The organism is Streptomyces sp. NPDC043685 (assembly GCF_056436585.1).
The window spans coordinates 177,576-198,971 of sequence record NZ_JBWKCH010000001.1 but is presented as its reverse complement, the minus strand read 5'-3'; the positions used below and the strand labels follow the sequence as shown (position 1 = coordinate 198,971).

Genomic DNA, 21,396 nt, shown 5'->3' with positions numbered 1-21,396 from the left:
TGACGAACACGGCCCACGTCGGTCCCCCGGCCCCCCACCTGGCACACCGGGCCGCCAGTCCCGCCCGACCGAACCGAAAACGGCCCGCGCCGAACCCCCGCCTGCCCGCCTGGCACGCCGGGACCGCCGGCCCCGCCCCACCAGAGCGCACCAGGTCGCCAAGCCGCCGGGCCAGAGGTCCCCGAAGCCCGTACCGGGCCACCGCACTCGGGCAGGCCACGCCTCCCCGGCCCGCCCCACCGGGCCGGTTCTCACAGCCACCGCCCGGCCAGGGCCCGGGTAGGGAAAACCCCCCTCCCCGGACGCCGACGGACTCCATGGTCAGGTGCGCTGCCGTGGAGGAGGGTGGGGATACCGGAGCACAGCCGTAGGACGAGGAGAAGGACGACGCCGATGGCCACGGAGTACGGACAGGGATACGGGCTGGACAGCGGGTCCGGATACCCCGGGGGCGCCGAACGGTGGCGCCGGCTGCCCGCCGCGCTGCGGGCGCCGGTCGAGCGCCGCAGCTGGCTGGAGCTCACCCACGTGCTGCTCAGCCTGCCGATCAGCATCCTTCTGTTCACCTACGCGGTCACGACGGTGTCCCTGGGCGCGGGCCTGTTGATCACGTTCCTGGGCGTTCCGGTGCTGGCGGTGGCGCTCGCCGGGTGCCGCGGGATCGGGGCGCTGGAGCGGGCGCGGGCGCGGGCGCTGCTGGGTCTCGAGGTGGCCGAGCCGGATCCGCTGCGGATGCGCAAGCCGGGCGCCCTGGCGTGGATGGGGGCCGTCCTCAAGAGCGGGGCCTCGTGGCGGGCCCTGCTCTACGCGGTGCTCCAGCTGCCCTGGGCGGTGTTCTCCTTCGTCGTCGCCGTGAACGTCTGGGTGCTGGGCCTGGCGCTGCTGACATATCCGCTGTGGTTCTGGGTGTTCCCGATGTACGCGGGCGGTGGGGGGATCCAGCTGTACGGCGACGGGGCGCACCGGATCTACCTCGACAACCCGTTCGAGATCACGGTGACCGCGCTGGTGGGTCTGCTGTTCACGATCGCCTCGCCGTGGATCGTGCGGGCGCTGACGATGGTGGACCGGCTCATGGTGCACGGGCTGCTCGGGCCGTCGCGGCTGGTCTCGCGGGTGGTGGAGCTGGAGTCCGACCGGGGGGTCGTGGTCGACACGGCCGCGGCCGACCTGCGGCGCATCGAGCGGGATCTGCACGACGGGGCACAGGCCCGGCTGGTGGCGCTGGCCATGGATCTGGGGATGGCGAAGGAGAAGCTCCACGAGGACCCGGAGACGGCCGCGCGGATGGTGGACGAGGCGCACGGCGAGGTGAAGACGGCACTCCAGGAGCTGCGGGACCTGGCCCGGGGGATCCACCCGGCGGTGCTGACGGACCGGGGGCTGGACGCGGCGCTGTCGTCGGTGGCGTCGCGGTGCACGGTGCCGGTGCGGGTCGAGGTCGACCTGGCGGAGCGGCCGGCGCCGGCGATCGAGGGGATCGCGTACTTCACGGTGTCGGAGCTGCTCCAGAACGTCAGCAAGCACGCCCGGGCCACCTGGGCGGGCGTGGAGGTGTGGCGCACGGAGAACCGGCTGATGCTCCAGGTCGTGGACAACGGCGTGGGCGGGGCCGACGCTTCCCGGGGGTCGGGGCTTGCGGGGCTCGCGGAGCGGCTCGACGCGGTGGACGGGGTCCTGGTGGTGGACTCGCCGGCGGGCGGGCCGACCCGGGTGACCGCCGAGCTGCCGTGGCGGGGGCAGCACGTGCGCTGACCGTCGGCGGGGGCCCGGCCCCCGCGCGCTGTGACAGGGCCGGGGGGCTTCACCCCCGGCCTCAGGGCTTTTCCCCCGCGCCCGATCGGCCGGGCAAGAAGACGGTCCCGTCCCCATTCACCGCCCGACCCTGAAATGCTGGACCCGTCGCACGGGTGGGCGGAGCCGTTGTGGGCTGCGCACGGGCGGCATCGGGCTGTGGGGGGCCGGACATCGTGGAGGACAGGGTGCGAGTGGTCATCGCCGAGGATTCAGTGCTGCTCAGGGAGGGCCTGACCCGGCTGCTGACCGACCGCGGGCACGACGTCGTCGCCGGTGTGGGTGACGGCCAGGCGCTGATCAAGACCATCACCGAGCTGGACGCGGCCGGCGAGCTGCCCGACGTGGTCGTGGCGGACGTGCGGATGCCGCCGACGCACACGGACGAGGGGGTGCGGGCGGCGGTGCAGCTGCGCAAGGCGCACCCGGGGCTCGGGGTGCTGGTGCTGTCGCAGTACGTGGAGGAGCGCTACGCCACGGAGCTGCTCGCGGGCTCCAGCCGGGGCGTCGGTTACCTGCTGAAGGACCGGGTCGCGGAAGTGCGGGAGTTCGTGGACGCGGTGGTGCGGGTGGCCGAGGGCGGGACGGCGCTCGACCCGGAGGTGGTCGCGCAGTTGCTGGGCCGCAGCCGTAAGCAGGACGTGCTCGCGGGGCTCACCCCGAGGGAGCGCGAGGTGCTGGGGCTGATGGCCGAGGGACGCACGAACTCGGCGATCGCGCGGCAGCTCGTCGTCAGTGACGGAGCGGTCGAGAAGCACGTCAGCAACATCTTCCTGAAGCTGGGGCTGTCCCCGAGCGAGGGCGATCACCGCCGGGTCCTGGCGGTGCTGACGTATCTCAACTCCTGACATCGGGACATCCTGACAAGTCCGGACGGACAACCGTCCCAAAGTCGTGTCCAAGATGCGAATGACCCGAAGAACGCGGCCCTTGCGGTCGTAGGGTTGATCCTGGGACGGCCTGCGGGAAGGCCTGTCCCGGACAGCCGCCTCGAGGGAGGTCCAGTTCAGTGACCAGCCAGGTCAGTAGCCCAGCGGAGCAGGCCGACGGAGCAGTCGCAGGGGAGCAGCGCAAAGCGGCGGGCGCGAAGGACGTCCGGCGCCTGGACCGGGTGATCATCAGGTTCGCGGGGGACTCGGGTGACGGTATGCAGCTCACCGGTGACCGTTTCACCTCGGAGACCGCGTCGTTCGGCAACGACCTGTCGACCCTGCCGAACTTCCCGGCCGAGATCAGGGCGCCCGCGGGGACGCTGCCGGGTGTGTCGTCCTTCCAGCTGCACTTCGCCGACCACGACATCCTCACCCCCGGCGACGCGCCGAACGTGCTGGTGGCGATGAACCCGGCGGCCCTGAAGGCGAACATCGGCGACCTGCCGCGCGGCGCCGAGGTGATCGTCAACACGGACGAGTTCACCAAGCGTGCGATGCAGAAGGTCGGCTACGAGACGTCGCCGCTGGAGGACGGCTCGCTGGACGGCTACCACCTGCACCCGGTGCCGCTGACCACGCTGACGGTCGAGGCGCTGAAGGAGTTCGACCTCAGCCGCAAGGAGGCCGAGCGCAGCAAGAACATGTTCGCGCTGGGTCTGCTGAGCTGGATGTACCACCGGCCGACCGAGGGCACGGAGAAGTTCCTGAAGTCGAAGTTCGCCAAGAAGCCCGATATCGCGGCGGCCAACATCGCGGCTTTCCGGGCGGGCTGGAACTTCGGCGAGACGACGGAGGACTTCGCGGTCTCCTACGAGGTCGCCCCGGCCGCCACGGCGTTCCCGCCGGGTGTCTACCGCAACATCTCCGGCAACCTCGCCCTGTCCTACGGGCTGATCGCCGCCTCGCGGCAGGCGGATCTGCCGCTGTATCTGGGGTCGTACCCGATCACTCCGGCCTCCGACATCCTGCACGAGCTGAGCCGGCACAAGAACTTCGGTGTGCGGACCTTCCAGGCGGAGGACGAGATCGCCGGCATCGGGGCCGCGCTGGGCGCTGCCTTCGGCGGGTCGCTGGCCGTGACGACGACGAGCGGTCCGGGGGTGGCGCTGAAGTCGGAGACCATCGGTCTCGCGGTCTCGCTGGAGCTGCCGCTGCTGATCGTGGACATCCAGCGCGGTGGCCCGTCGACGGGTCTGCCCACCAAGACCGAGCAGGCGGACCTGCTCCAGGCGATGTACGGGCGCAACGGCGAGGCACCGGTGCCGGTGGTCGCGCCGCGCACCCCGGCGGACTGCTTCGACGCCGCGCTGGAGGCGGCGCGGATCGCGCTGACGTACCGGACGCCGGTGTTCCTGCTGTCCGACGGCTATCTGGCCAACGGTTCCGAGCCCTGGCGCATCCCGGACGTCGAGGAGCTGCCCGACCTGCGGGTGCAGTTCGCGCAGGGCCCGAATCACACGCTGGACGACGGTTCCGAGGTGTTCTGGCCCTACAAGCGGGACCCGCAGACGCTGGCGCGCCCCTGGGCGATCCCGGGCACGCCGGGTCTGGAGCACCGGATCGGCGGCATCGAGAAGCAGGACGGCTCGGGCAACATCTCCTACGACCCGGCCAACCACGACTTCATGGTGCGCACCCGGCAGGCGAAGATCGACGGCATCGACGTCCCGGACATCGAGGTGGACGACCCGTACGGGGCCAGGACGCTGGTGCTGGGCTGGGGCTCGACGTACGGGCCGATCACGGCGGCGGTGCGGCGGCTGCGCCGGGCCGGGGAGTCCGTCGCGCAGGCGCATCTGCGCCACCTCAACCCCTTCCCGCGGAATCTGGGCTCCGTGCTGGAGCGTTACGACAAGGTGGTGATCCCCGAGATGAACCTCGGGCAGCTCGCCACGCTCATCCGGGCGAAGTACCTGGTCGACGCGCACTCGTACAACCAGGTCAACGGCATGCCGTTCAAGGCGGAGCAGCTCGCCGCGGCTCTGAAGGAGGCCATCGATGGCTGAGACGTCCACGACAGGCACCCGCACCGTCGAGGCACTGTCCCTGGTCCCCAAAGCCGAGGGCAGGCAGTCGATGAAGGACTTCAAGTCCGACCAGGAAGTGCGCTGGTGCCCCGGCTGCGGCGACTACGCCATTCTCGCCGCGGTGCAGGGCTTCATGCCCGAGCTGGGGCTGGCGAAGGAGAACATCGTCTTCGTCTCGGGCATCGGCTGCTCCTCCCGCTTCCCGTACTACATGAACACCTACGGGATGCACTCCATCCACGGCCGCGCGCCCGCCATCGCCACGGGGCTGGCGAGCTCGCGCAGGGACCTGTCGGTGTGGGTGGTCACCGGTGACGGCGACGCGCTGTCGATCGGCGGCAACCACCTGATCCACGCGCTGCGGCGCAACGTCAACCTCAAGATCCTGCTGTTCAACAACCGGATCTACGGCCTGACCAAGGGCCAGTACTCGCCGACCTCCGAGGTCGGGAAGATCACCAAGTCGACGCCGATGGGCTCGCTGGACGCGCCCTTCAACCCGGTGTCGCTGGCGATCGGCGCGGAGGCGTCGTTCGTGGCGCGGACGGTGGACTCCGACCGCAAGCACCTCACCGAGGTGCTGCGCCAGGCCTCCGCCCACCAGGGCACGGCCCTGATCGAGATCTACCAGAACTGCAACATCTTCAACGACGGCGCCTTCGACGCGCTGAAGGACAAGCAGCAGGCCGAGGACGCCGTGATCCGGCTGGAGCACGGCAAGCCGATCCGCTTCGGCGCGGACCAGGGCAAGGGCGTCGTGCGGGACCCGCTCACCGGTGATCTGAAGGTGGTGGCGGTGACGCCGGACAACGAGGACCAGGTGCTCGTCCACGACGCGCACTCCCCGTCCCCGACCACGGCGTTCGCGCTGTCCCGGCTGGCCGATCCGGACACCCTGCACCACACGCCGATCGGTGTGCTGCGCTCGGTCGACCGGCCCGTCTACGACACCCAGATGGCCGACCAGCTCGACACCGCGGTGGAGCAGCACGGCAAGGGCGACCTGGGCGCACTGCTGGCCGGCGGCGACACGTGGACGGTCGTCGGCTGAGCAACGGCGACACCGAGAGGCCGAGACCGAGAGGCCCGGACCGCTACGAGGCGGCCCGGGCCTTGTCGTACCGATCAGGAAGCGGCCCGGGCCTCGTCGTAGGCCCGCCTCGCCTTCTCCACGTCGTCCATCCGCCGGTGCGTCCACGCCGCGAGCCCCCGCACCTGCTCGGCCGCCTCGCGGCCCAGGTCCGTCAGGGAGTAGTCGACGCGCGGCGGGATGACGGGCCTGGCGTCGCGGTGGACCATGCCGTCGCGCTCCAGCGTCTGGAGGGTCTGGGTGAGCATCTTCTCGCTGACGCCCCGGCCACCGTAGGAGCCGATCGCCCGGCGCAGCTCGCTGAACCGGTACGGGCGGTCCAGGAGCTCGACGAGGACGAGCACGCCCCAGCGGCTGGTCACATGCTCCAGGACCAGCCGGTACGGGCAGAGGGCTTCGTTGTCACTTACCGCCATGCCAGTACCTTACTTCAAAGTAGGTACTTTCCAAGAGTTAGCGCATCTCCTAGGGTTAGTGCCAACGCACCCCACAAGGAGAGTCCTCGCCATGAGCATCATCGTCACCGGAGCCACCGGACAGCTCGGCCGCCACGTCGTGGAGCAGCTGCTGGAGAAGGTCCCCGCCGAGCAGATCACCGCGGTCGCGCGGACGGCGGAGAAGGCCGCCGACTTCGCGGCCCGCGGGGTGAAGATCGCGCTCGCCGACTACAACACGCCCTCCTCCTTCGACGGCCTGTTCTCCGCCGGCGACAAGGTGCTGCTGATCTCCGGCAACGAGTTCGACAAGGGCCGCGTGCAGCAGCACAAGGTCGTCATCGACGCCGCCAGGGCCGCCGGTGTCGCCCTGCTCGCCTACACCAGCGCCCCGGGCACCCTGACCGCCGCGCTCGCCGACGACCACCGCGGCACCGAGGAGCTCCTGCTGGACTCCGGTGTGCCCTACGCCCTGCTGCGCAACGGCTGGTACCACGAGAACTACACCGAGAACCTCGCCCCGGTGCTGGAGCACAACGCGGTCGTCGCCGCGGCCGGCGAAGGCAAGGTCTCCTCGGCCGCCCGCGCCGACTACGCCGCCGCCGCCGTCGCCGTGCTGACCGGTGAGGGGCACGAGAACACGACGTACGAGCTGGGCGGCGACACCGCCTGGAGCTTCGCCGAGTACGCGGCCGAGCTGAGCCGGCAGACCGGCAAGGAGATCGCCTACCACGCCGTCTCCCCCGAGGCCCTCGTCGGCATCCTGACCGGCGCCGGCCTGCCCGAGCCGTTCGCGCAGATCCTCGCGGGTGTGGACGCCTCCATCGAGAAGGGCGAACTGGTCGTCTCCAGCGGCGACCTGTCCCGGCTGACCGGCCGCCCCACCACCCCGTTCTCCGAGGCCATCGCCGCGGCGCTCAAGAGCTGACCCGTCTCGCCCCGCCACCCCCGGACTGTCATGACCGTATGCCGATACGGGCATGACAGCCGGGGGCGCCCGGCGTTACCGTCGAGCACGCGGACACACGCCAGGCGCGAAGGAGGGCCCGTGACCGGCAAGCCGAGGGGTGAGCGGCACATAGGACTGCTGAACGGCTTCGCGGCCTACGGGATGTGGGGCCTCGTCCCCCTGTTCTGGCCCCTGCTGAAGCCGGCCGGCGCGGCGGAGATCCTGGCCCACCGGATGGTGTGGTCGCTGGTCTTCGTGGGCGCCGCCCTGCTGGTGCTGCGCCGCTGGGCCTGGGCCGGCGAGCTGCTGCGGCAACCGCGCAAACTGGCGCTGATCACGGTCGCCGCGGCGGTCATCACCGTCAACTGGGGCCTGTACATCTGGGCCGTGAACTCCGGGCACGTCGTCGAGGCCTCGCTCGGGTACTTCATCAACCCGCTGGTCACCATCGCGATGGGGGTGCTGCTGCTGAAGGAGCGGCTGCGTCCGGTGCAGTGGGCGGCGGTCGGGACCGGCTGCGCCGCGGTCGTCGTGCTGACCGTCGGCTACGGCCGCCCCCCGTGGATCTCGCTCTGCCTCGCCTTCTCGTTCGCCACCTACGGGCTGGTGAAGAAGAAGGTGGGCCTCGGCGGCATCGAGTCGCTGGCCGCCGAGACCGCGATCCAGTTCCTGCCCGCCCTCGCCTTCCTGGCCTGGCTGACCGCGCGGGGCGGCTCCACCTTCACCGGTGAGGGCGCGGGGCACGCGGCGCTGCTGGCCTCGGCCGGCATCGTCACCGCGCTCCCCCTGGTCTGCTTCGGCGCGGCCGCCATCCGCGTGCCCCTGTCCACCATCGGCCTGCTGCAGTACTCGACGCCGGTCCTGCAGTTCCTGCTCGGCATCTTCTACTTCCACGAGGAGATGCCGCCGGAGCGCTGGGCCGGGTTCGCGCTGGTCTGGCTGGCGTTGACGCTGCTCACCTGGGACGCGTTGCGCGCCGCCCGCCGGGCCTCGCGCACACTCACCAGCGAGATGAGCGTGCCCAGCACCACCAGGGCGACCGGCACGGTCAGTGCCGCGCGGAACGCCGACAGCGTGGCCTCGGGACCGGACCCGGTGGACGCCAGGCCGTAGACCGCGGTCACCGCCGAGATGCCGATCGCCGAACCGAACTGGGTGGCAGTGGTCAGCAGCCCGCCCGCCAGACCCTGCTCCGCCCCCGCGACCCCGTCCGTCGCCGCGATGGTCAGCGGCCCGTAGGCCAGGGCGAACGCGAAGCCGGACAGCAGCAGGGTCGGGAACATCATGGCGTAGGACCAGTCCATGCCGACCGGCAGGAACAGCGCGTACGCGGCCACGGCCAGGACGAAACCGCCGGTGATCACCCGGGCGTTGCCGAAGCGGGTGACCAGTCTGGGTGTGAGCGTCGGCGCGAGGACGGCGTCGATGCCCATGACGACCAGGGCGACCGCCGTCTGCAGGGACGACCAGCCGCGCAGTTCCTGCAAGTAGAGCGTGACGACGAACTGGAAGCCGAAGAACGCCCCGAGGAAGAGCAGCGCCCCCAGGTCGGCACGCACCACCGGGCCCTTGCGCAGCAGGGCGAGCCGGACGAGCGGGTCGGGGCAGCGGCGCTCGACCACGACGAAGGCACCGGCCAGGAGCACGGCCGCCAGGCCCGAGACCAGGGTGAGCGGCCAGTCGTGCAGGCCGTGCTCCAGGCGGACGACGGTGTAGGCGGCCAGCAGCATGGCACCGGCGGCGGTGATCGCGCCGGGCAGGTCGAAGGTGCGCCGGCGGCGCGGCGGGGCGTCGCGCCCGGGGATCAGGCGTACGGCCGTGACGAGCAGCGCGGCGGCCAGCAGGACGGGCGCGAAGAACACCCAGCGCCAGCCGATCTCGGTGAGCAGTCCGCCGACGACCAGGCCGAGGGAGAAACCGGCCGCGCCCGTTCCGGCGAAGACCAGCAGGGCCTTGTTGCGCTGCGGGCCCTCCTCGTACGACGTGGTGATCAGGGAGAGCGCGGCCGGGGTCATGAACGCGGCGGCGACGCCCGTGACGAACCGGGCGACGATCAGCATCCAGCCCTCAGTGGCCAGGCCGCCGAGCCCCGAGAAGGCGAGGAAGACGGTCAGCCAGAGCAGGAACATCCGCCGCCGGCCGAGCAGGTCGGCGGCCCGGCCGCCGAGCAGAGTGAAGCCGGCGTAGCCGAGCACATAGGCGCTCATCACCCACGCCGCGGTGCCGGTGGTCAGGTGGAGATCGGCGCGGACGGCCGGGATCGCCACCGCCATCATCGCGACGTCGATGCCTTCGAGAAAGATCGTTCCGCACAGAACGAGCAGCAGCGCCCAGGCACGGGTGCCCATGAGTCAACACTCCTCCGGTCAGGGGCGGTTACGCAAGTGAGGGTCGGTTCCCTCTTGTAACCACAGCCCACCCTGCGGCAGCATCGACAGACATGGAAGAAGGCACTTCGAAGTCACCGAGTCACTGCGAGAGCACCGTGGAGCACGGCGACGCCGATCCCTTCCAGTGGGACACCCGGGAGGACTGCCAGGTGCGGCAGATCCTCGACCGGATCGCCGACAAGTGGTCGCTGCTGGTCATCGCGCTGCTGGAGAACCGGCGGCTGCGCTTCACCGAACTGCGCCGGGAGATCGACGGGGTCAGCCAGCGCATGCTGACGGTGACCCTGCGCTCGCTGGAGCGGGACGGCCTGGTGAAGCGGACGGTGCACCCCGTGGTGCCGCCGCGGGTCGACTACGAGCTGACCTCCCTCGGCAGAGGGCTGCACACCACGATCCAGTCCCTGGTGACCTGGACGGAGAAGCACCAGGAGGAGATCGCGGCGGCGCGGACGGCCTACGACACCCGCGTGGCCCAGGACGCGGAGACTACGGCTTCGTAGGGGCGTGGCGGGCGCGGTGCGCCCGGACCTTCTCGCGGTTGCCGCAGTGCTCCATCGCGCACCAGCGGCGGCGGCCCGGGCGTGAGGTGTCGACGAAGAGCAGCCGGCAGTCGTGGGCGCCGCACTCGCGCACCCGGTCGGCGAAGGGCCCGGTGAACAGGTCGATCGCGTCGCGGGCGACGGTGGAGAGCAGGTGGGCGCCGGTCGCGCCCGGCGCCCAGGAGCGGATGCCGCCGGGTTCGATACGGGCGACCAGCGGGGGCCCGGCCGCTGCGGCGTTGACGACGTCCAGGTGGGCGGCCTCCAGGGGGCGGCCGTGGGCCCAGGCGGCGGCGAGCAGGAACACGGCGTCGCGCAGGGTGCGCACCCGTTCCAGCTCCGCGATGGAGACGGTGAGGTCGAGACCGTCCGGCAGCCGGCTGCGCCCGGCCCAGGTGATCAGGTCGGAAGGTTCGTGCAGCACTTCCCAGCGGGCGAAGGCGCCCGGGCCGCCCGTGGCCGTCAGCTCCAGGCACAGGGTGCCGGGGTCGAAGCGGTAGGGCTTGCCCTCGTGCGAGACCAGCGTCAGGCCGGGCGGGCGGTCCGGCGTTTCCCCTGCGCGTCCACTCACCTAACCAGTATAACTGGTTACATGTCGCAGACACCCGCCTCACCCGCGCCCGTGCACTTCAAAGTCGTCATCGACGCGAGCGACCCGCACGCCCAGGCCGAGTTCTGGGCCGCCGCCCTCCATTACGAGGTCGAGGACAACAGCGTCCTGATCGGGAAGCTGCTCGGCTTCGGCGCCCTGCCGGAGGAGGCCACGGTCGACTTCCACGGCCGGCGCGCCTTCCGGGACCTGATCGCGGTACGGCACCCCGGGGACCCGTTCGACGAGGAGAGCGGGACCGGGCTCGGGCGGCGGCTGCTGTTCCAGCGGGTGCCGGAGGAGAAGACGGTCAAGAACCGGCTGCATCTGGATCTGCACCCGGGCGAGGGGCGGCGCGACGAGGAGGTCGCACGGCTGGAGGGGCTCGGTGCGAGTGTGCTGCGGCGGGTGAAGGAGCAGGGCGGCGAGTGGGCGCTCATGGCGGACCCGGAGGGCAACGAGTTCTGCGTGCAGTGACACCGGCTGCGCAGACCCGCACTCCGTAACGCCCTGGCCGAATACGGACCTTGACGGAGAGTCAGTCCCAGCTTCACCATCCAGGCACCCCATTCACTGTGGGCGGCCCGTGGACACCCCACGGGCCGCCCGACGGAATCCGGAGCCCCCACATGAAGCTCTCCGTTTCCGCGCGCGCCGTCGCGGCGGGAGGCATGGCGACAGCCGTGCTCCTGACCGGCGGTGCCGTGGCCGACGCCGCGTCCCCCGCTCCCTCCAGAGCGGCCGCCGCGCCGGACATACCCGTGGCGAACGTCAAGGCCCACCTGTCCCAGCTGCAGTCCATAGCCACCGCCAACGGCGGCAACCGGGCGCACGGCCGGGCCGGTTACAAGGCCTCGCTCGACTACCTGAAGGCCAAGCTGGACGCGGCCGGATACACCACCACCATCCAGCAGTTCACCGCCTCCGGCCGCACCGGCTACAACCTGATCGCCGACTGGCCGGGCGGCGACGCGAACCAGGTCGTGATGGCCGGCTCGCACCTCGACAGCGTCACCTCGGGGCCCGGCATCAACGACAACGGCTCCGGCTCGGCCGCCGTCCTGGAGACCGCCCTGGCGGTGTCCCGGGCGCAGTACAAACCCACCAAGCACCTGCGGTTCGCCTGGTGGGGCGCGGAGGAGCTCGGCCTGGTCGGCTCCCGCTCCTACGTCAACCGGCTCACCACCGCCGACCGTTCGAGGATCAGCGCCTATCTGAACTTCGACATGATCGGCTCGCCGAACCCGGGCTACTTCGTCTACGACGACGACCCGGCGATCGAGAAGACCTTCAAGGACTACTTCGGCGGCATCGGCGTCCCGACCGAGATCGAGACCGAGGGCGACGGGCGCTCCGACCACGCGCCCTTCAAGAGCGCGGGCGTGCCGGTGGGCGGTCTGTTCACCGGGGCCAGCCGGACGATGACGTCGGCGCAGGCGGCCAAGTGGGGCGGAACGGCCGGCCGGGCCTTCGACCGTTGCTACCACTCCTCCTGCGACACCATCGCCAACATCAACGACACCGCCCTGAACCGCAACAGCGACGCCCTCGCGTACGCGGTGTGGGAGCTGTCGGAGTAGCCCTCGCGGGCCACGCCTACTGCCTGCGGGCGCGTTCGGTGAGGCGGCCCATGCGGGCGCGGGCCGACTCCAGTTGCTCGACCTCCTCGGCGGCCGGGCCGTCCTCGGCGGCGAGCTCCGTCCACAGGCCGATCAGGTCGCGCCCCAGTTCCAGCCCCAGTGCCGGGTCGCGCACCGCGCGCCAGGCGGTGGCCGCGCTCTCCACGTTGCCGTAGGCGGCCTCCGCGTCGCCGGCCCGGCGGCGGGCGCCGGCCAGGTCGAGCGAGAGCCGGCAGGCACGGAGCGGGTCACCCGCCAAGTAGGCGATGTACGCGCTGAGTTCGCGCAGCCGGAGCACCTCTGGGTGCTCCGGCCCCAGCGTCCCCGACGCCTGCGCGACGGTCTGCTCGGCCAGTTGGGCGGCGGAGTCGATCCGGCCCTCCTTCACCGCCTCGTTGATCCGCCCGACCGGCTCCGCGAGGAGCGCGGGCGCGGCGGGATCGCCCGGGGCGGTGAGGGGTTCGTCCCCGAGCACGGCCTCCGCGACGGCGTCGAAACCGCGCGGGGGCGTGGGCTTGGGGTCGGGGTCGGCGGCGAGCAGAGCGTCCTCGGGGACCGGTCGGGCCCGCGGAGCCGGAGGGGCTTCGGGGACCGGCAGGGGCCTCGCGTCCATGGGCGGGGGCGGCCCGAACGCACCGACGGGCGGCGCGACGGTACCGGGCGGCGTCGCCGGACCCGGGGCCGGTGGCGCGTCCTCGGGCGCGGGCTCCGTGACCTCCGGTACGGCCCGCAGCTCGAACGTCGGCACGGGTTCATCGGCCGGCTGCGGCTCGGGAACCGCCCGCAGCGGGAACGTCGGGGTCGAGCCCCGAGCGGGCCCCGACGCGCGACGCAGCACGTGCGTGGCGCTGTCACCCGGCGCGGGCGGTGCGGGCTGCGGCTCGGGCGAGGTCGCGGCGCCACCGCTTCGGAGGTGCTGCGGTCCGGCCGGGATCACGTCGGCGTCGTTCCGGGCGTGGTGCGGTGCCGGCCGTGACGGTGCGGCGTCGCTCCCGGCGTGCTGCGGTGACGGCGGCGCGGGGAGACCTCCGCCGGCCTGCTGACGCACGGGCGGCGTCGGAGCGGCGTCGCTCCCGGGGTGCTGCCGTGCCGGCGGGGTCGTGGCGATCGGCTCGGCCGTGAAGCGGCTGGAGCCGTCCGGGTCGACCTGGAGCGGGACGACGTAGCCGATGCGCTCGTCGTGGATCGTTGCGAGGACGGGGTGGCCGGTGGCGAGGGCGATGTGGTGGAGCCGGTTCAGGACGGCCCGCTGGATCTCCTCACCGGGGGCCGCGTGGACGACGACGCCGCCGACAAAGGCACCGCCGGACATCCCGCCGGCTCCCCCTTCCGCGTCCGTTCCGGGCCCGGGGACGTGGACGTCGATCGGCGCCGCCGGGGTCGCCGCGCGTGCGGCCTGCTTCTGTTCCCGCTTCTTCTCGCGGCTGAGTCGCGACATCGTCCCCTCACTGGGCGTCGTACACCTACTGTCGAGTGTGTCCGCTCGCCCCCGTTTCTCACGTCACCACGGTGTCACAGGCTCGTCCCAAGGGCCGCCGGCCCCGGCGCGGTCGTGGCGGAGGGCATGAGGTGCGGGCGTACGAGGGAGGAGAGGGGCATGCACACAGGCATGCGACAGGGTCCGGAGATCTGGCTGCGCGGACCGGTGACCACCCCGGATGCGGGGCCGCCGGAGCCCGCGCACGCCCATGCGGCGGGGCGGCGCTTCTCCTTCGTCGGCACGCACGGCGGCGCGGGCGTCTCCACCCTCGCCGCGGTCTACGGCGGCCATGACAGCGGCCGGTCCTGGCCCCGGCCCGGCGATCCCCCGTCGGTGCTGCTGGTCGCCCGGACGCACGCGGCAGGGCTGGACTCGGTCGCCGGGGCGGTGGAGCTCTTCCGGCGGGGTCAGGCTCCGCCGGGGCTCGACCTGGACGCCGTCGTCCTCGTGGCGGACGCCCCGGGCCGGCTGCCGCGCCCGCTGGCCCAGCGGGTCAGGTCCCTGGAGTCGGTCATCGACGTGTACCGCGTGCCGTGGGTGACGTCCTGGCGGCTCGGCGCACCGGGTGCTCCGCCGCGCGAGACGGCTGACCTGGCCCGGCTGACGGGAGTCCCCCGCTGACGGCCGTGCCGGACGCATCCGCGTCGGCCGGGGAGATCGCGGCGGCGGTCCGGGCCCGGGAACTGCGTGCCGCGGATGTCGTCGCGGCGGCCCTGGAGCGGATCGAGCGGGCCGATCCGGGGCTGTGCGCGTTCGTCGAGGTGTGGCGCGAGGAGGCGCTGCGGCGGGCGGACGAGCTGGACACGCGACTCGACCGCCGGGGCGCGGCCCCGTCCCTGCCGCTGGCGGGGGTGCCGATCGCCGTCAAGGGGCGGCACGGTCTGCGCGCGGCGGGTGCGCTGCTCGCGGCCGGGGGTGTGGCGGTGGGAGCGACGTCCGTGCCCGGCCCGGGAACGGCTTGGCAGACCTGGGGGCTCGGGGCGCGGGGCCGGACCGTCAACCCGTGGCGGGCCGACCGTACGCCGGGTGGTTCGTCGGCCGGGGCCGCGGCGGCCGTGGCGGCCGGGCTGGTGCCGCTGGCCACGGGCGGCGACGGGGCCGGGTCGGTGCGCATCCCGGCGGCGTGGTGCGGGGTGGCCGGGCTGAAGACGACGAGGGGGCGGCTGCCCTCGGGCGACCGTACGGGGCTCGCGGTTCCGGGGGTGCTCGCCCGCTCGGCGTCGGACGCGGAGCTGTGGTGGCGCGTGGTGTCCGGGGAGCCGGTGCCGGGTGCGGCGGACCTTCCGGTCACCGCCGTCTGGTCGCCGGACCTGGGTTTCGCCGGGCCCGACCCCGAGCCCGTCGCGCTCGCGCGGGCGGCGGTGGAACGGCTCGTCGCGGCGGGCGTCGTCCGGCTCGTACGGCCGCGGACGCCCGTGCGGCTGGTGGACCCCGGGCCGGCCTGGCTCGCCCTGCGCACACCCGGTGCCGACCCGGCCGGGGCGCACCGCGTCCGGGCGGAGAACGACCGGCGGCTGGCGGAGCTGTTCGCCGGTGCCGCGCTGCTGCTGACCCCGACGGCACCCACCGCCCCGCACGGTCACGACGGACCCGGGGACCGCTACTCCACCTCGCTGACCTGGGCGTTCAACCTCAGCGGGCATCCGGCGCTGAGCCTGCCCGCGGGCTTCGGCGGTGACGGCTGCCCGGCCGGGCTCCAGCTGGTGGCGCCGCACGGGCGGGAGGCGCTGTTGCTGGCGGTGGCGCGGGAGGCACGGGAACGCGGCGTCCGCTGACCGGCACCCCTGGCACATTTACTTGCGCACGCATATGATGCACACGCGTGTAATTGACGTACGCCGACCGTCAGAGGGGCACCCCATGACCCGCCGTTTCCTTTTCGTCCTGGGCAGCGCTCGCGCCGAGGGCAACTCCGAGCTGCTCGCCCGCCGGGCCGCCGAGCAACTCCCCCCGGACGTCGAGCAGGAGTGGATCGACCTCACGGAGTTCCCGCTGCCCGACTTCGAGGACCTGCGGCACGACAGCGACCACGTCCGCCCGACCGAGGGGACCGTGGCCCGGCTGCTGGACGCCACGCTCGCGGCGACGGACATCGTGATCGTCTCGCCGCTGTACTGGTACTCGGTCTCCGCGCAGACCAAGCGCTACCTGGATCACTGGTCGGGCTGGCTGCGCACGCCGGGCCTCGACTTCAAGGCGACCCTGGCCGGCCGCACCCTGTGGGGCGTCACCGCCCTGGCGCACCGGGAGGAGATCGTCGCCGACCCGCTGGTCGGGACGCTGCACAACTCGGCCGCGTACATGGGGATGCGCTTCGGCGGGGTGCTGCTGGGCAACGGCAGCAAGCCCGGTGACGTGCTGGCCGACGACGCGGCGCTGACCCGGGCGAAGACCTTCTTCGCGCAGGAGGCGCCGCTCGCCCGGTTCCTGTACGAGCAGGACGTCACGGCCTGAGCGCTAGGCCGTGATGTCCTTCGCCGTGAAGCGGGCCCATGCCGCCGATCCGAACACCGCCGCGTACAGGGCCTGGAGGCCGAGGTTCTTCGCCAGGCCGTCCCAGAGGACCGGCTCGCGCATGAGGTCGGCGAAGGAGAGCCAGTGGTGGGAGAAGAAGTACGGCTGAAGGGCGTGCAACTGCGGGATCTGGTCCAGGATCTGCACGGTGATCAGCAGCCCGACCGTCGTCGCCATCGCCGCGATGCCGCTGCCCGTCAGGGTGGACACGAACAGGCCGAGCGCGGCGACGCCGACCAGTGACGCGGCGACGACCAGGGCGATCAGCAGGGCTCTGCCCAGGCCCTCGGCGAAGCTGATCCGCGTACCCGAGATGGTCGTCAGCTCCCCGAGCGGAAACAGCAAGGAGCCCACGACCAGGGCCGATACGGCGACCACCAGCGTGGCGGCCAGGCAGAAGACCACGACCGCCGCGTACTTGACGAGCAGCAGGCGGCTGCGGCCGGCCGGGGCGACCAGGAGATAGCGCAGCGTCCCGGAGTCGGCCTCACCGGCGATCGCGTCGCCCGCCACGACCCCGACCGCCATGGGCAGGAAGAACGGGAGCGTGGCGGCCAGGGCGGTGAAGACGAGGAACAGACCGTTGTTGGTGATCTGCGCGACGAAGGCCGGTCCTGAACCGCCCCCGCCGCCGGGCGAACCGCCTTTCCCCGTCTCGATCCTGACCGCGATGCCGACGAGGACCGGCACGCCCGCCAGTACGGCCAGCAGCGCGAGCGTGCGCCAGCGCCGGAAGGTGGTGACGAGCTCGTTGCGCAGCAGCCCGAAGGTCCACAACGGGCTCACCGGCCGTACGGCTTCGGGCACTTCAGCCCGCGACATCGAAGCCCTCCCCCGTCAGTGCCACGAACGCGTCCTCCAGCGAGGCCCGTTCGACGGTGAAGCCGCGCACGCGGACCCCGGCCGTCACCAGCGCGGCGTTCACCTCGGCCAGGTCGCGCTCCGGCGGTTCGCCGGTCACCCGGTCGCCGGTGACGACGACGTCGCCGACGCCCTGCTCCTTCAGTACCCGGGCCGCCTCCGCCGGGTCCGGTGTCATCACGACCAGCCGGCCGCGCGCCCCGGCGGCCAGGTCGGCGACCGGGCCCTGCGCGATCAGCCGGCCCCGGGCCATCACGGCCGCGTGGGTGCAGACCTGCTCGATCTCGTCGAGCAGGTGGGAGGAGAGGAAGACGGTGGTGCCGTCCGAGGCCAGTTCGCGGATCAGGGCGCGGATCTCGCGCATGCCCTGCGGATCCAGGCCGTTGGTCGGCTCGTCGAGGACGAGCAGCCTGCGCGGCCGGAGCAGCGCGGCGGCGAGACCCAGACGCTGCTTCATGCCCAGCGAGTACGCCTTTGCCTTCTTGGACCCGGCCGCCGCCAGGCCCACCCGGTCCAGGGCGGCGGCGACCCGGGCCCGCCGGGTGCGCGGGTCGGTGGCCGGGTCGGCGCTGTCGTAGCGGATCAGATTGTCGCGGCCGGAGAGGAAGCCGTAGAGGGCCGGGCCCTCGATGAGGGCGCCGACCTGTGGCAGCACGGCGCGGATGGCCCGGGGCATGGGCTGCCCGAGCACCCGCGCCGTGCCGGAGGTGGGCTCGATGAGGCCCATCAGCATGCGGATGGTGGTGGTCTTGCCGGAGCCGTTGGGGCCGAGGAAGCCGAAGACGCTGCCCTCCGGGACGGTCAGGTCGAGACCGTCGACGGCGAGCTGTCCGCCGCGGTAGCGCTTGGTGAGCGCGCGGGTGGCGATGACCGGTTCCCCGGTACCGGCCCGCGCCGCACCCCGCTCCTCCGGTTGCCCGGCGGACGGTTCGCCCATCGGCTTCCCCGTTCTCTCGACGTCCCGCAGGGCTTCCTCGTCCTCCCGGCGCACCGTGCGCCCGCGGGACCTACTTCGCGGCGTCGGCCGCCTTCACGAGCGCGTCCTTGGTGACCAGGCCCGCGTAGACCTTGCCGTCGTCGGTGATGAGGGCGTTGACCAGGCGGGTCGAGAAGACCGTGCCGGAGCCGAACGTGCCGTGCACCTTCTCGCCGAGCGAGTCCATGAAGCCGCCGAATTCGCCGCCGGCCTTGCCGGAGGGCACGCCCTCGCCGCCGGTGTCGAAGGTGGCGATCGCGTTCCAGCCCTCGCCGATGGTCTTCATGCCGTCGGGGCCCTTGCCGAGGTCCTTTCCGTCCTTGGGGGCGTGCCCGGGTGCCTCACCGAGGCCGAAGGGCTTGCCGGGAGCCTTGCGCGGAGCCTCGTCGGAGGCCTTGGCGTCCTTCTCCTCGGTGACCTTCGCGCCCTTGGGCGGGGTGAAGTCGAAGGTCGAGGCGGGCGGCTGGGCGAAGCTGACCTTCGTGAAGCCGGCGTCCACGACGGCGGCGCCGCCGCTCGCCGGGGTGAGCGTGAACTTCAGCGGCATGCCGGTCTCGGCGTCCACGGCGACGGTGATCGCGCCGACCGTCGAGCCGGACTGCTTCGGCTCGACGACGAGCTTGTAGGCGTCCCGGCCGGCGACCTGGGCGGTGCCGTCCACGGTCACGGAGGTCGTGTCGTCGACCGCCTTCAGGGCCTCCTCGGCGAAGTCCTTCGGCAGGGCCGGCGGCTGCTGGTCCTTGCCGCGCTCCGGGCTCTCGGAGGAGGTGCCGTGGTAGACCTCGTTGGACTTGCTGTCGTAGCCCCAGACGTCCTTGCCGTTGTGGATGAGGCTGTACTCGGCGGCGTTCTCCAGCAGCGACAGCTTCTGCCGGTCCGGGCCGTCGGCGGCGACGCGCAGGGTGTGCGTGCCGGAGGCCAGTTCGGTGAGCTTGGCCGTCGGGTCGGCCGAGGAGCCGTCACCACCGCCCGCGGCACCGGACAGCAGACCGGACTCCAGGCCGCCGAGGTTCGGCAGACCGAGGTCGGTGCTGATCTTGACGGTGCCGGACAGCTGCTCGACGTCGGACGCGGCGATCTTCTCTATGAGCTGCTGGGCGGTGATCTTCGGAAGGTCGGGGTCACCGGAGTCGGCGAGCGCGGGGACCAGGCCGATCGTCGCGGCGGCCACCCCGATCACCGTGACCGGGACGATGTACCGCGCGGCGGTGCGCCGCCCGGAGCGCTGCTCGTCGGCCTCCCCGGCGGTCGTGCTGTCGTCGGATGCGTACGGTGCCATGTGTGCCCTACCTCCGTGGTCGGCGGCGGCTGTCCGTGTCGTGCACGCACTCGTCCCTGAGCCGCCATTCTCACCCGAACAGGTGAGGAGTGGTGCTTTCCGTGGTCACCATCTGACCAAATCGGCCAGGGAGATACGTCAGACCCCGGGCTCAACTCCGTGTACTGCTGGGGTATGACACGGAGGCCGGGCTTCTCCCCCGACCCGTAGGGGTCGTACGGGGAGGAGGTGTCAGCCGGCCCGGTGCACCACGGCGTCGCACAGCTCCAGGAGCGCCGTCTTCGCGGCGCAGTCCCGCAGGGGGGCCAGCGCCGCGCGGGCGTCCTGGGCGTAGCGGACGGTGTCCCGCCGGGCCTGCTCCAGCGCCGGGTGGGCGCGCAGCAGGCGCAGGGCCTCCGCGTGCCGCGCGTCGTCGGTGAGGTCGGAGTCCAGCAGCTCGCACAGGGCGACGTCCTCGGCGAGCCCGAGCCGGGCGGCCCGCTCGCGCAGCCGCAGCACCGGCAGGGTGGGGATGCCCTCGCGCAGGTCGGTGCCGGGGGTCTTGCCGGACTCGTGGGAGTCGGAGGCGATGTCCAGGACGTCGTCCGCGAGCTGGAAGGCGACGCCGAGGCGCTCGCCGTACTGGGTCAGCACGTGCACGACCGTCTCGTCGGCGCCGGACATCATCGCGCCGAACCGGCACGAGACGGCGACCAGCGAGCCGGTCTTGCCGCCCAGCACGTCCAGGTAGTGCTCGACGGGGTCGCGGCCGTCCTGCGGTCCGGCGGTCTCCAGGATCTGGCCGGTCACCAGGCGCTCGAACGCCTCGGCCTGCACCCGCACGGCCTCCGGGCCGAGGTCGGCCAGGATGTGCGAGGCGCGGGCGAAGAGGAAGTCGCCGGTGAGGACGGCGACGGAGTTGCCCCAGCGGGTGTTCGCGCTCGCGACGCCGCGGCGCACGGCGGCCTCGTCCATGACGTCGTCGTGGTACAGCGTGGCGAGGTGGGTCAGCTCCACGACGACGGCCGAGGGCACGATCCCGGGGGCGTGCCGGTCGCCGAACTGGGCGGACAGCATCACGAGCAGCGGACGGAACCGCTTGCCGCCGGCGCGCACCAGATGCTGGGCGGCCTCCGTGATGAAGGGCACCTCACTCTTGGTGGCCTCGAGCAAGCCTTCCTCGACAGCCGTCAGTCCGGCCTGGACATCGGCTTCCAGAGCCTGGTCCCGCACGCTCAGCCCGAACGGCCCGACGTCGGTCACGAGGGGTCTCCTGTCTGCTGTGTCTGCCGGTGATTACGCGGTTTGTCGATAGGTCGCTGCCCTCACTCGAGTCAGCGTATCCGGTCACGTTTCGATCACCGCCAGCGCCCAGGGTTACAGGCCGGGCGGTATCCGATCACGACCGCAATGTTTTCGATCAACCTATAAGAACAGATATTTATCGACTTACCCAAGGGTGGTGAACTATGCACCATTTGCCGCTTTGGGTAAGCAAATTCCCGTTGGTGGAAAATGCCCCACGGACTCGTGATCAGTGAGTTGAATCACTGCCTCCGCTTTTCCGCCCTCCTCCCACCTCGCCCCGTACCCCCTTTTCCGGAAAGCAAGTTGAGCCCTTGGCTGCCGCAAAGGATCAAGCGGCCCAAATGCCTCCGACCAAGGTCAACTACGTGATATGTGACTGAGGCGCTTGTTCCGGACATGTGCTCTCGCATACGTTCCCGCCCTGTCCGGCGGACGCCTCATCCTGCCGCCGCCCGGACTCCCCACTGGAACCGACTCACTCACGCAGGGCAGGAGCGGGGGACCCAGGTAAGTCGCCGGACCGCACAGCGGCACGGCTCGGGGTGAAGCCGCGTACGGCACACAGCGCCGTACGCGGCCGGGCACCTCCCGGCCCGAACCCGACAGCTCACCTCGCAGGCGCCGGAGAGGAACATC

Annotated in this window: 19 protein-coding genes, 1 pseudogene and 1 riboswitch; of the genes and pseudogenes, 12 read left to right on the top strand and 8 right to left on the bottom strand. The window is 72.1% G+C overall.

The window, feature by feature from the left end:
* Nucleotides 1-393 precede the first annotated feature (393 nt).
* The 4 genes from AC0665_RS00950 to AC0665_RS00935 all read left to right on the top strand — a co-directional run bounded on the left by AC0665_RS00950 (nucleotide 394) and on the right by AC0665_RS00935 (nucleotide 5,804).
* Nucleotides 394-1,755, top strand: coding sequence for a sensor histidine kinase (locus AC0665_RS00950; protein WP_478704200.1), 1,362 nt, complete (start codon nucleotides 394-396; stop codon nucleotides 1,753-1,755).
* 215 nt (nucleotides 1,756-1,970) lie between these two features.
* On the top strand, nucleotides 1,971-2,642 hold the full coding sequence (locus AC0665_RS00945; protein WP_363121019.1) for a response regulator transcription factor: 672 nt from the start codon (nucleotides 1,971-1,973) through the stop codon (nucleotides 2,640-2,642).
* A gap of 161 nt (nucleotides 2,643-2,803) precedes the next feature.
* Nucleotides 2,804-4,732, top strand: coding sequence for a 2-oxoacid:acceptor oxidoreductase subunit alpha (locus AC0665_RS00940; protein ID WP_478704199.1), 1,929 nt, complete (start codon nucleotides 2,804-2,806; stop codon nucleotides 4,730-4,732).
* Complete coding sequence (locus AC0665_RS00935; protein ID WP_363121017.1) at nucleotides 4,725-5,804, top strand: 2-oxoacid:ferredoxin oxidoreductase subunit beta; 1,080 nt, start codon at nucleotides 4,725-4,727, stop codon at nucleotides 5,802-5,804. The genes AC0665_RS00940 and AC0665_RS00935 overlap by 8 nt, the downstream gene beginning before the upstream one ends.
* Nucleotides 5,805-5,878: 74 nt before the next feature.
* On the opposite strand, the gene AC0665_RS00930 is transcribed toward AC0665_RS00935, so the two are convergent.
* Complete coding sequence (locus tag AC0665_RS00930; protein WP_468406562.1) at nucleotides 5,879-6,259, bottom strand: winged helix-turn-helix transcriptional regulator; 381 nt, start codon at nucleotides 6,257-6,259, stop codon at nucleotides 5,879-5,881.
* Between the two features lie 91 nt (nucleotides 6,260-6,350).
* On the opposite strand from AC0665_RS00930, the gene AC0665_RS00925 reads away from it, so the two are divergent.
* The gene (locus tag AC0665_RS00925; RefSeq protein ID WP_468406561.1) at nucleotides 6,351-7,205 is read left to right on the top strand and encodes an SDR family oxidoreductase; all 855 of its coding nucleotides are present in this window, start codon (nucleotides 6,351-6,353) and stop codon (nucleotides 7,203-7,205) included.
* 120 nt (nucleotides 7,206-7,325) lie between these two features.
* Nucleotides 7,326-8,339, top strand: coding sequence for an EamA family transporter RarD (rarD, locus tag AC0665_RS00920; RefSeq protein ID WP_478605263.1), 1,014 nt, complete (start codon nucleotides 7,326-7,328; stop codon nucleotides 8,337-8,339).
* An 80-nt stretch (nucleotides 8,340-8,419) separates the two neighbouring features.
* Here rarD and AC0665_RS00915 read toward each other — a convergent pair.
* Nucleotides 8,420-9,499, bottom strand: a pseudogene (locus AC0665_RS00915) (MFS transporter); the annotation flags it as partial.
* Nucleotides 9,500-9,666: 167 nt separating this feature from the next.
* Here AC0665_RS00915 and AC0665_RS00910 point away from each other — a divergent pair.
* Complete coding sequence (locus tag AC0665_RS00910) at nucleotides 9,667-10,116, top strand: winged helix-turn-helix transcriptional regulator (protein ID WP_468635425.1); 450 nt, start codon at nucleotides 9,667-9,669, stop codon at nucleotides 10,114-10,116.
* Here AC0665_RS00910 and AC0665_RS00905 read toward each other — a convergent pair.
* Entirely contained in the window at nucleotides 10,103-10,726 is a 624-nt protein-coding gene (locus AC0665_RS00905) for a CGNR zinc finger domain-containing protein (RefSeq protein WP_478704198.1), read from the bottom strand. The two genes, AC0665_RS00910 and AC0665_RS00905, sit on opposite strands and share 14 nt — an antisense overlap.
* A 21-nt stretch (nucleotides 10,727-10,747) precedes the next feature.
* Here AC0665_RS00905 and AC0665_RS00900 point away from each other — a divergent pair, with 21 nt between their 5' ends.
* Together AC0665_RS00900 and AC0665_RS00895 are read left to right on the top strand one after the other, a co-directional pair.
* On the top strand, nucleotides 10,748-11,221 hold the full coding sequence (locus AC0665_RS00900; protein WP_478704197.1) for a VOC family protein: 474 nt from the start codon (nucleotides 10,748-10,750) through the stop codon (nucleotides 11,219-11,221).
* A 152-nt stretch (nucleotides 11,222-11,373) separates the two neighbouring features.
* Nucleotides 11,374-12,324 (top strand): M28 family metallopeptidase, encoded by a 951-nt coding sequence (locus tag AC0665_RS00895; protein WP_468406552.1) that lies wholly within the window; start codon nucleotides 11,374-11,376, stop codon nucleotides 12,322-12,324.
* A gap of 16 nt (nucleotides 12,325-12,340) precedes the next feature.
* Here AC0665_RS00895 and AC0665_RS00890 read toward each other — a convergent pair whose 3' ends face one another.
* Nucleotides 12,341-13,801 carry a tetratricopeptide repeat protein gene (locus tag AC0665_RS00890; protein WP_478704196.1) on the bottom strand — a complete coding sequence of 487 codons (1,461 nt, stop codon included), beginning with the start codon at nucleotides 13,799-13,801 and terminating at the stop codon, nucleotides 12,341-12,343.
* Nucleotides 13,802-13,960: 159 nt separating this feature from the next.
* Between AC0665_RS00890 and AC0665_RS00885 the strand changes: the two genes are divergently transcribed.
* The 3 genes from AC0665_RS00885 (at nucleotide 13,961) to AC0665_RS00875 (ending at nucleotide 16,297) form a co-directional block, all read left to right on the top strand.
* Nucleotides 13,961-14,464, top strand: a complete 504-nt coding sequence (locus tag AC0665_RS00885) for a DUF6668 family protein (RefSeq protein WP_478704195.1) — start codon at nucleotides 13,961-13,963, stop codon at nucleotides 14,462-14,464.
* A gap of 5 nt (nucleotides 14,465-14,469) precedes the next feature.
* Nucleotides 14,470-15,618, top strand: coding sequence for an amidase (locus tag AC0665_RS00880; RefSeq protein WP_478704194.1), 1,149 nt, complete (start codon nucleotides 14,470-14,472; stop codon nucleotides 15,616-15,618).
* 85 nt (nucleotides 15,619-15,703) lie between these two features.
* Entirely contained in the window at nucleotides 15,704-16,297 is a 594-nt protein-coding gene (locus tag AC0665_RS00875; protein WP_478507457.1) for a flavodoxin family protein, read from the top strand.
* A gap of 3 nt (nucleotides 16,298-16,300) precedes the next feature.
* Here the strand turns inward: AC0665_RS00875 and AC0665_RS00870 are convergent, their stop codons facing one another.
* From AC0665_RS00870 to AC0665_RS00855, 4 genes are all read right to left on the bottom strand, one after another.
* Nucleotides 16,301-17,179 (bottom strand): ABC transporter permease, encoded by an 879-nt coding sequence (locus AC0665_RS00870; protein WP_478704193.1) that lies wholly within the window; start codon nucleotides 17,177-17,179, stop codon nucleotides 16,301-16,303.
* A complete protein-coding gene (locus AC0665_RS00865; RefSeq protein WP_478704192.1) occupies nucleotides 17,166-18,155 on the bottom strand; it encodes an ABC transporter ATP-binding protein in 990 nt (329 codons plus the stop codon). Before AC0665_RS00865 ends, AC0665_RS00870 begins: the two co-directional genes overlap by 14 nt.
* A gap of 70 nt (nucleotides 18,156-18,225) precedes the next feature.
* Nucleotides 18,226-19,473: a LolA family protein gene (locus AC0665_RS00860; protein ID WP_478507460.1), complete on the bottom strand. Its 1,248-nt coding sequence runs from the start codon at nucleotides 19,471-19,473 to the stop codon at nucleotides 18,226-18,228.
* A 231-nt stretch (nucleotides 19,474-19,704) separates the two neighbouring features.
* Nucleotides 19,705-20,715 carry a polyprenyl synthetase family protein gene (locus AC0665_RS00855; protein ID WP_363120997.1) on the bottom strand — a complete coding sequence of 337 codons (1,011 nt, stop codon included), beginning with the start codon at nucleotides 20,713-20,715 and terminating at the stop codon, nucleotides 19,705-19,707.
* 503 nt (nucleotides 20,716-21,218) lie between these two features.
* Nucleotides 21,219-21,396: riboswitch (cyclic di-AMP (ydaO/yuaA leader) on the top strand.

Coding starts and splice junctions, on each gene's coding strand:
- AC0665_RS00890 (WP_478704196.1), bottom strand. CDS start 13,801: ATGTCGCGACTCAGCCGCGAGAAGAAGCGGGAACAGAAGCAGGCCGCA.
- AC0665_RS00900 (WP_478704197.1), top strand. CDS start 10,748: ATGTCGCAGACACCCGCCTCACCCGCGCCCGTGCACTTCAAAGTCGTC.
- AC0665_RS00865 (WP_478704192.1), bottom strand. CDS start 18,155: ATGGGCGAACCGTCCGCCGGGCAACCGGAGGAGCGGGGTGCGGCGCGG.
- AC0665_RS00870 (WP_478704193.1), bottom strand. CDS start 17,179: ATGTCGCGGGCTGAAGTGCCCGAAGCCGTACGGCCGGTGAGCCCGTTG.
- AC0665_RS00925 (WP_468406561.1), top strand. CDS start 6,351: ATGAGCATCATCGTCACCGGAGCCACCGGACAGCTCGGCCGCCACGTC.
- AC0665_RS00950 (WP_478704200.1), top strand. CDS start 394: ATGGCCACGGAGTACGGACAGGGATACGGGCTGGACAGCGGGTCCGGA.
- AC0665_RS00930 (WP_468406562.1), bottom strand. CDS start 6,259: ATGGCGGTAAGTGACAACGAAGCCCTCTGCCCGTACCGGCTGGTCCTG.
- AC0665_RS00935 (WP_363121017.1), top strand. CDS start 4,725: ATGGCTGAGACGTCCACGACAGGCACCCGCACCGTCGAGGCACTGTCC.
- AC0665_RS00885 (WP_478704195.1), top strand. CDS start 13,961: ATGCACACAGGCATGCGACAGGGTCCGGAGATCTGGCTGCGCGGACCG.
- AC0665_RS00860 (WP_478507460.1), bottom strand. CDS start 19,473: ATGGCACCGTACGCATCCGACGACAGCACGACCGCCGGGGAGGCCGAC.
- AC0665_RS00910 (WP_468635425.1), top strand. CDS start 9,667: ATGGAAGAAGGCACTTCGAAGTCACCGAGTCACTGCGAGAGCACCGTG.
- AC0665_RS00895 (WP_468406552.1), top strand. CDS start 11,374: ATGAAGCTCTCCGTTTCCGCGCGCGCCGTCGCGGCGGGAGGCATGGCG.
- AC0665_RS00875 (WP_478507457.1), top strand. CDS start 15,704: ATGACCCGCCGTTTCCTTTTCGTCCTGGGCAGCGCTCGCGCCGAGGGC.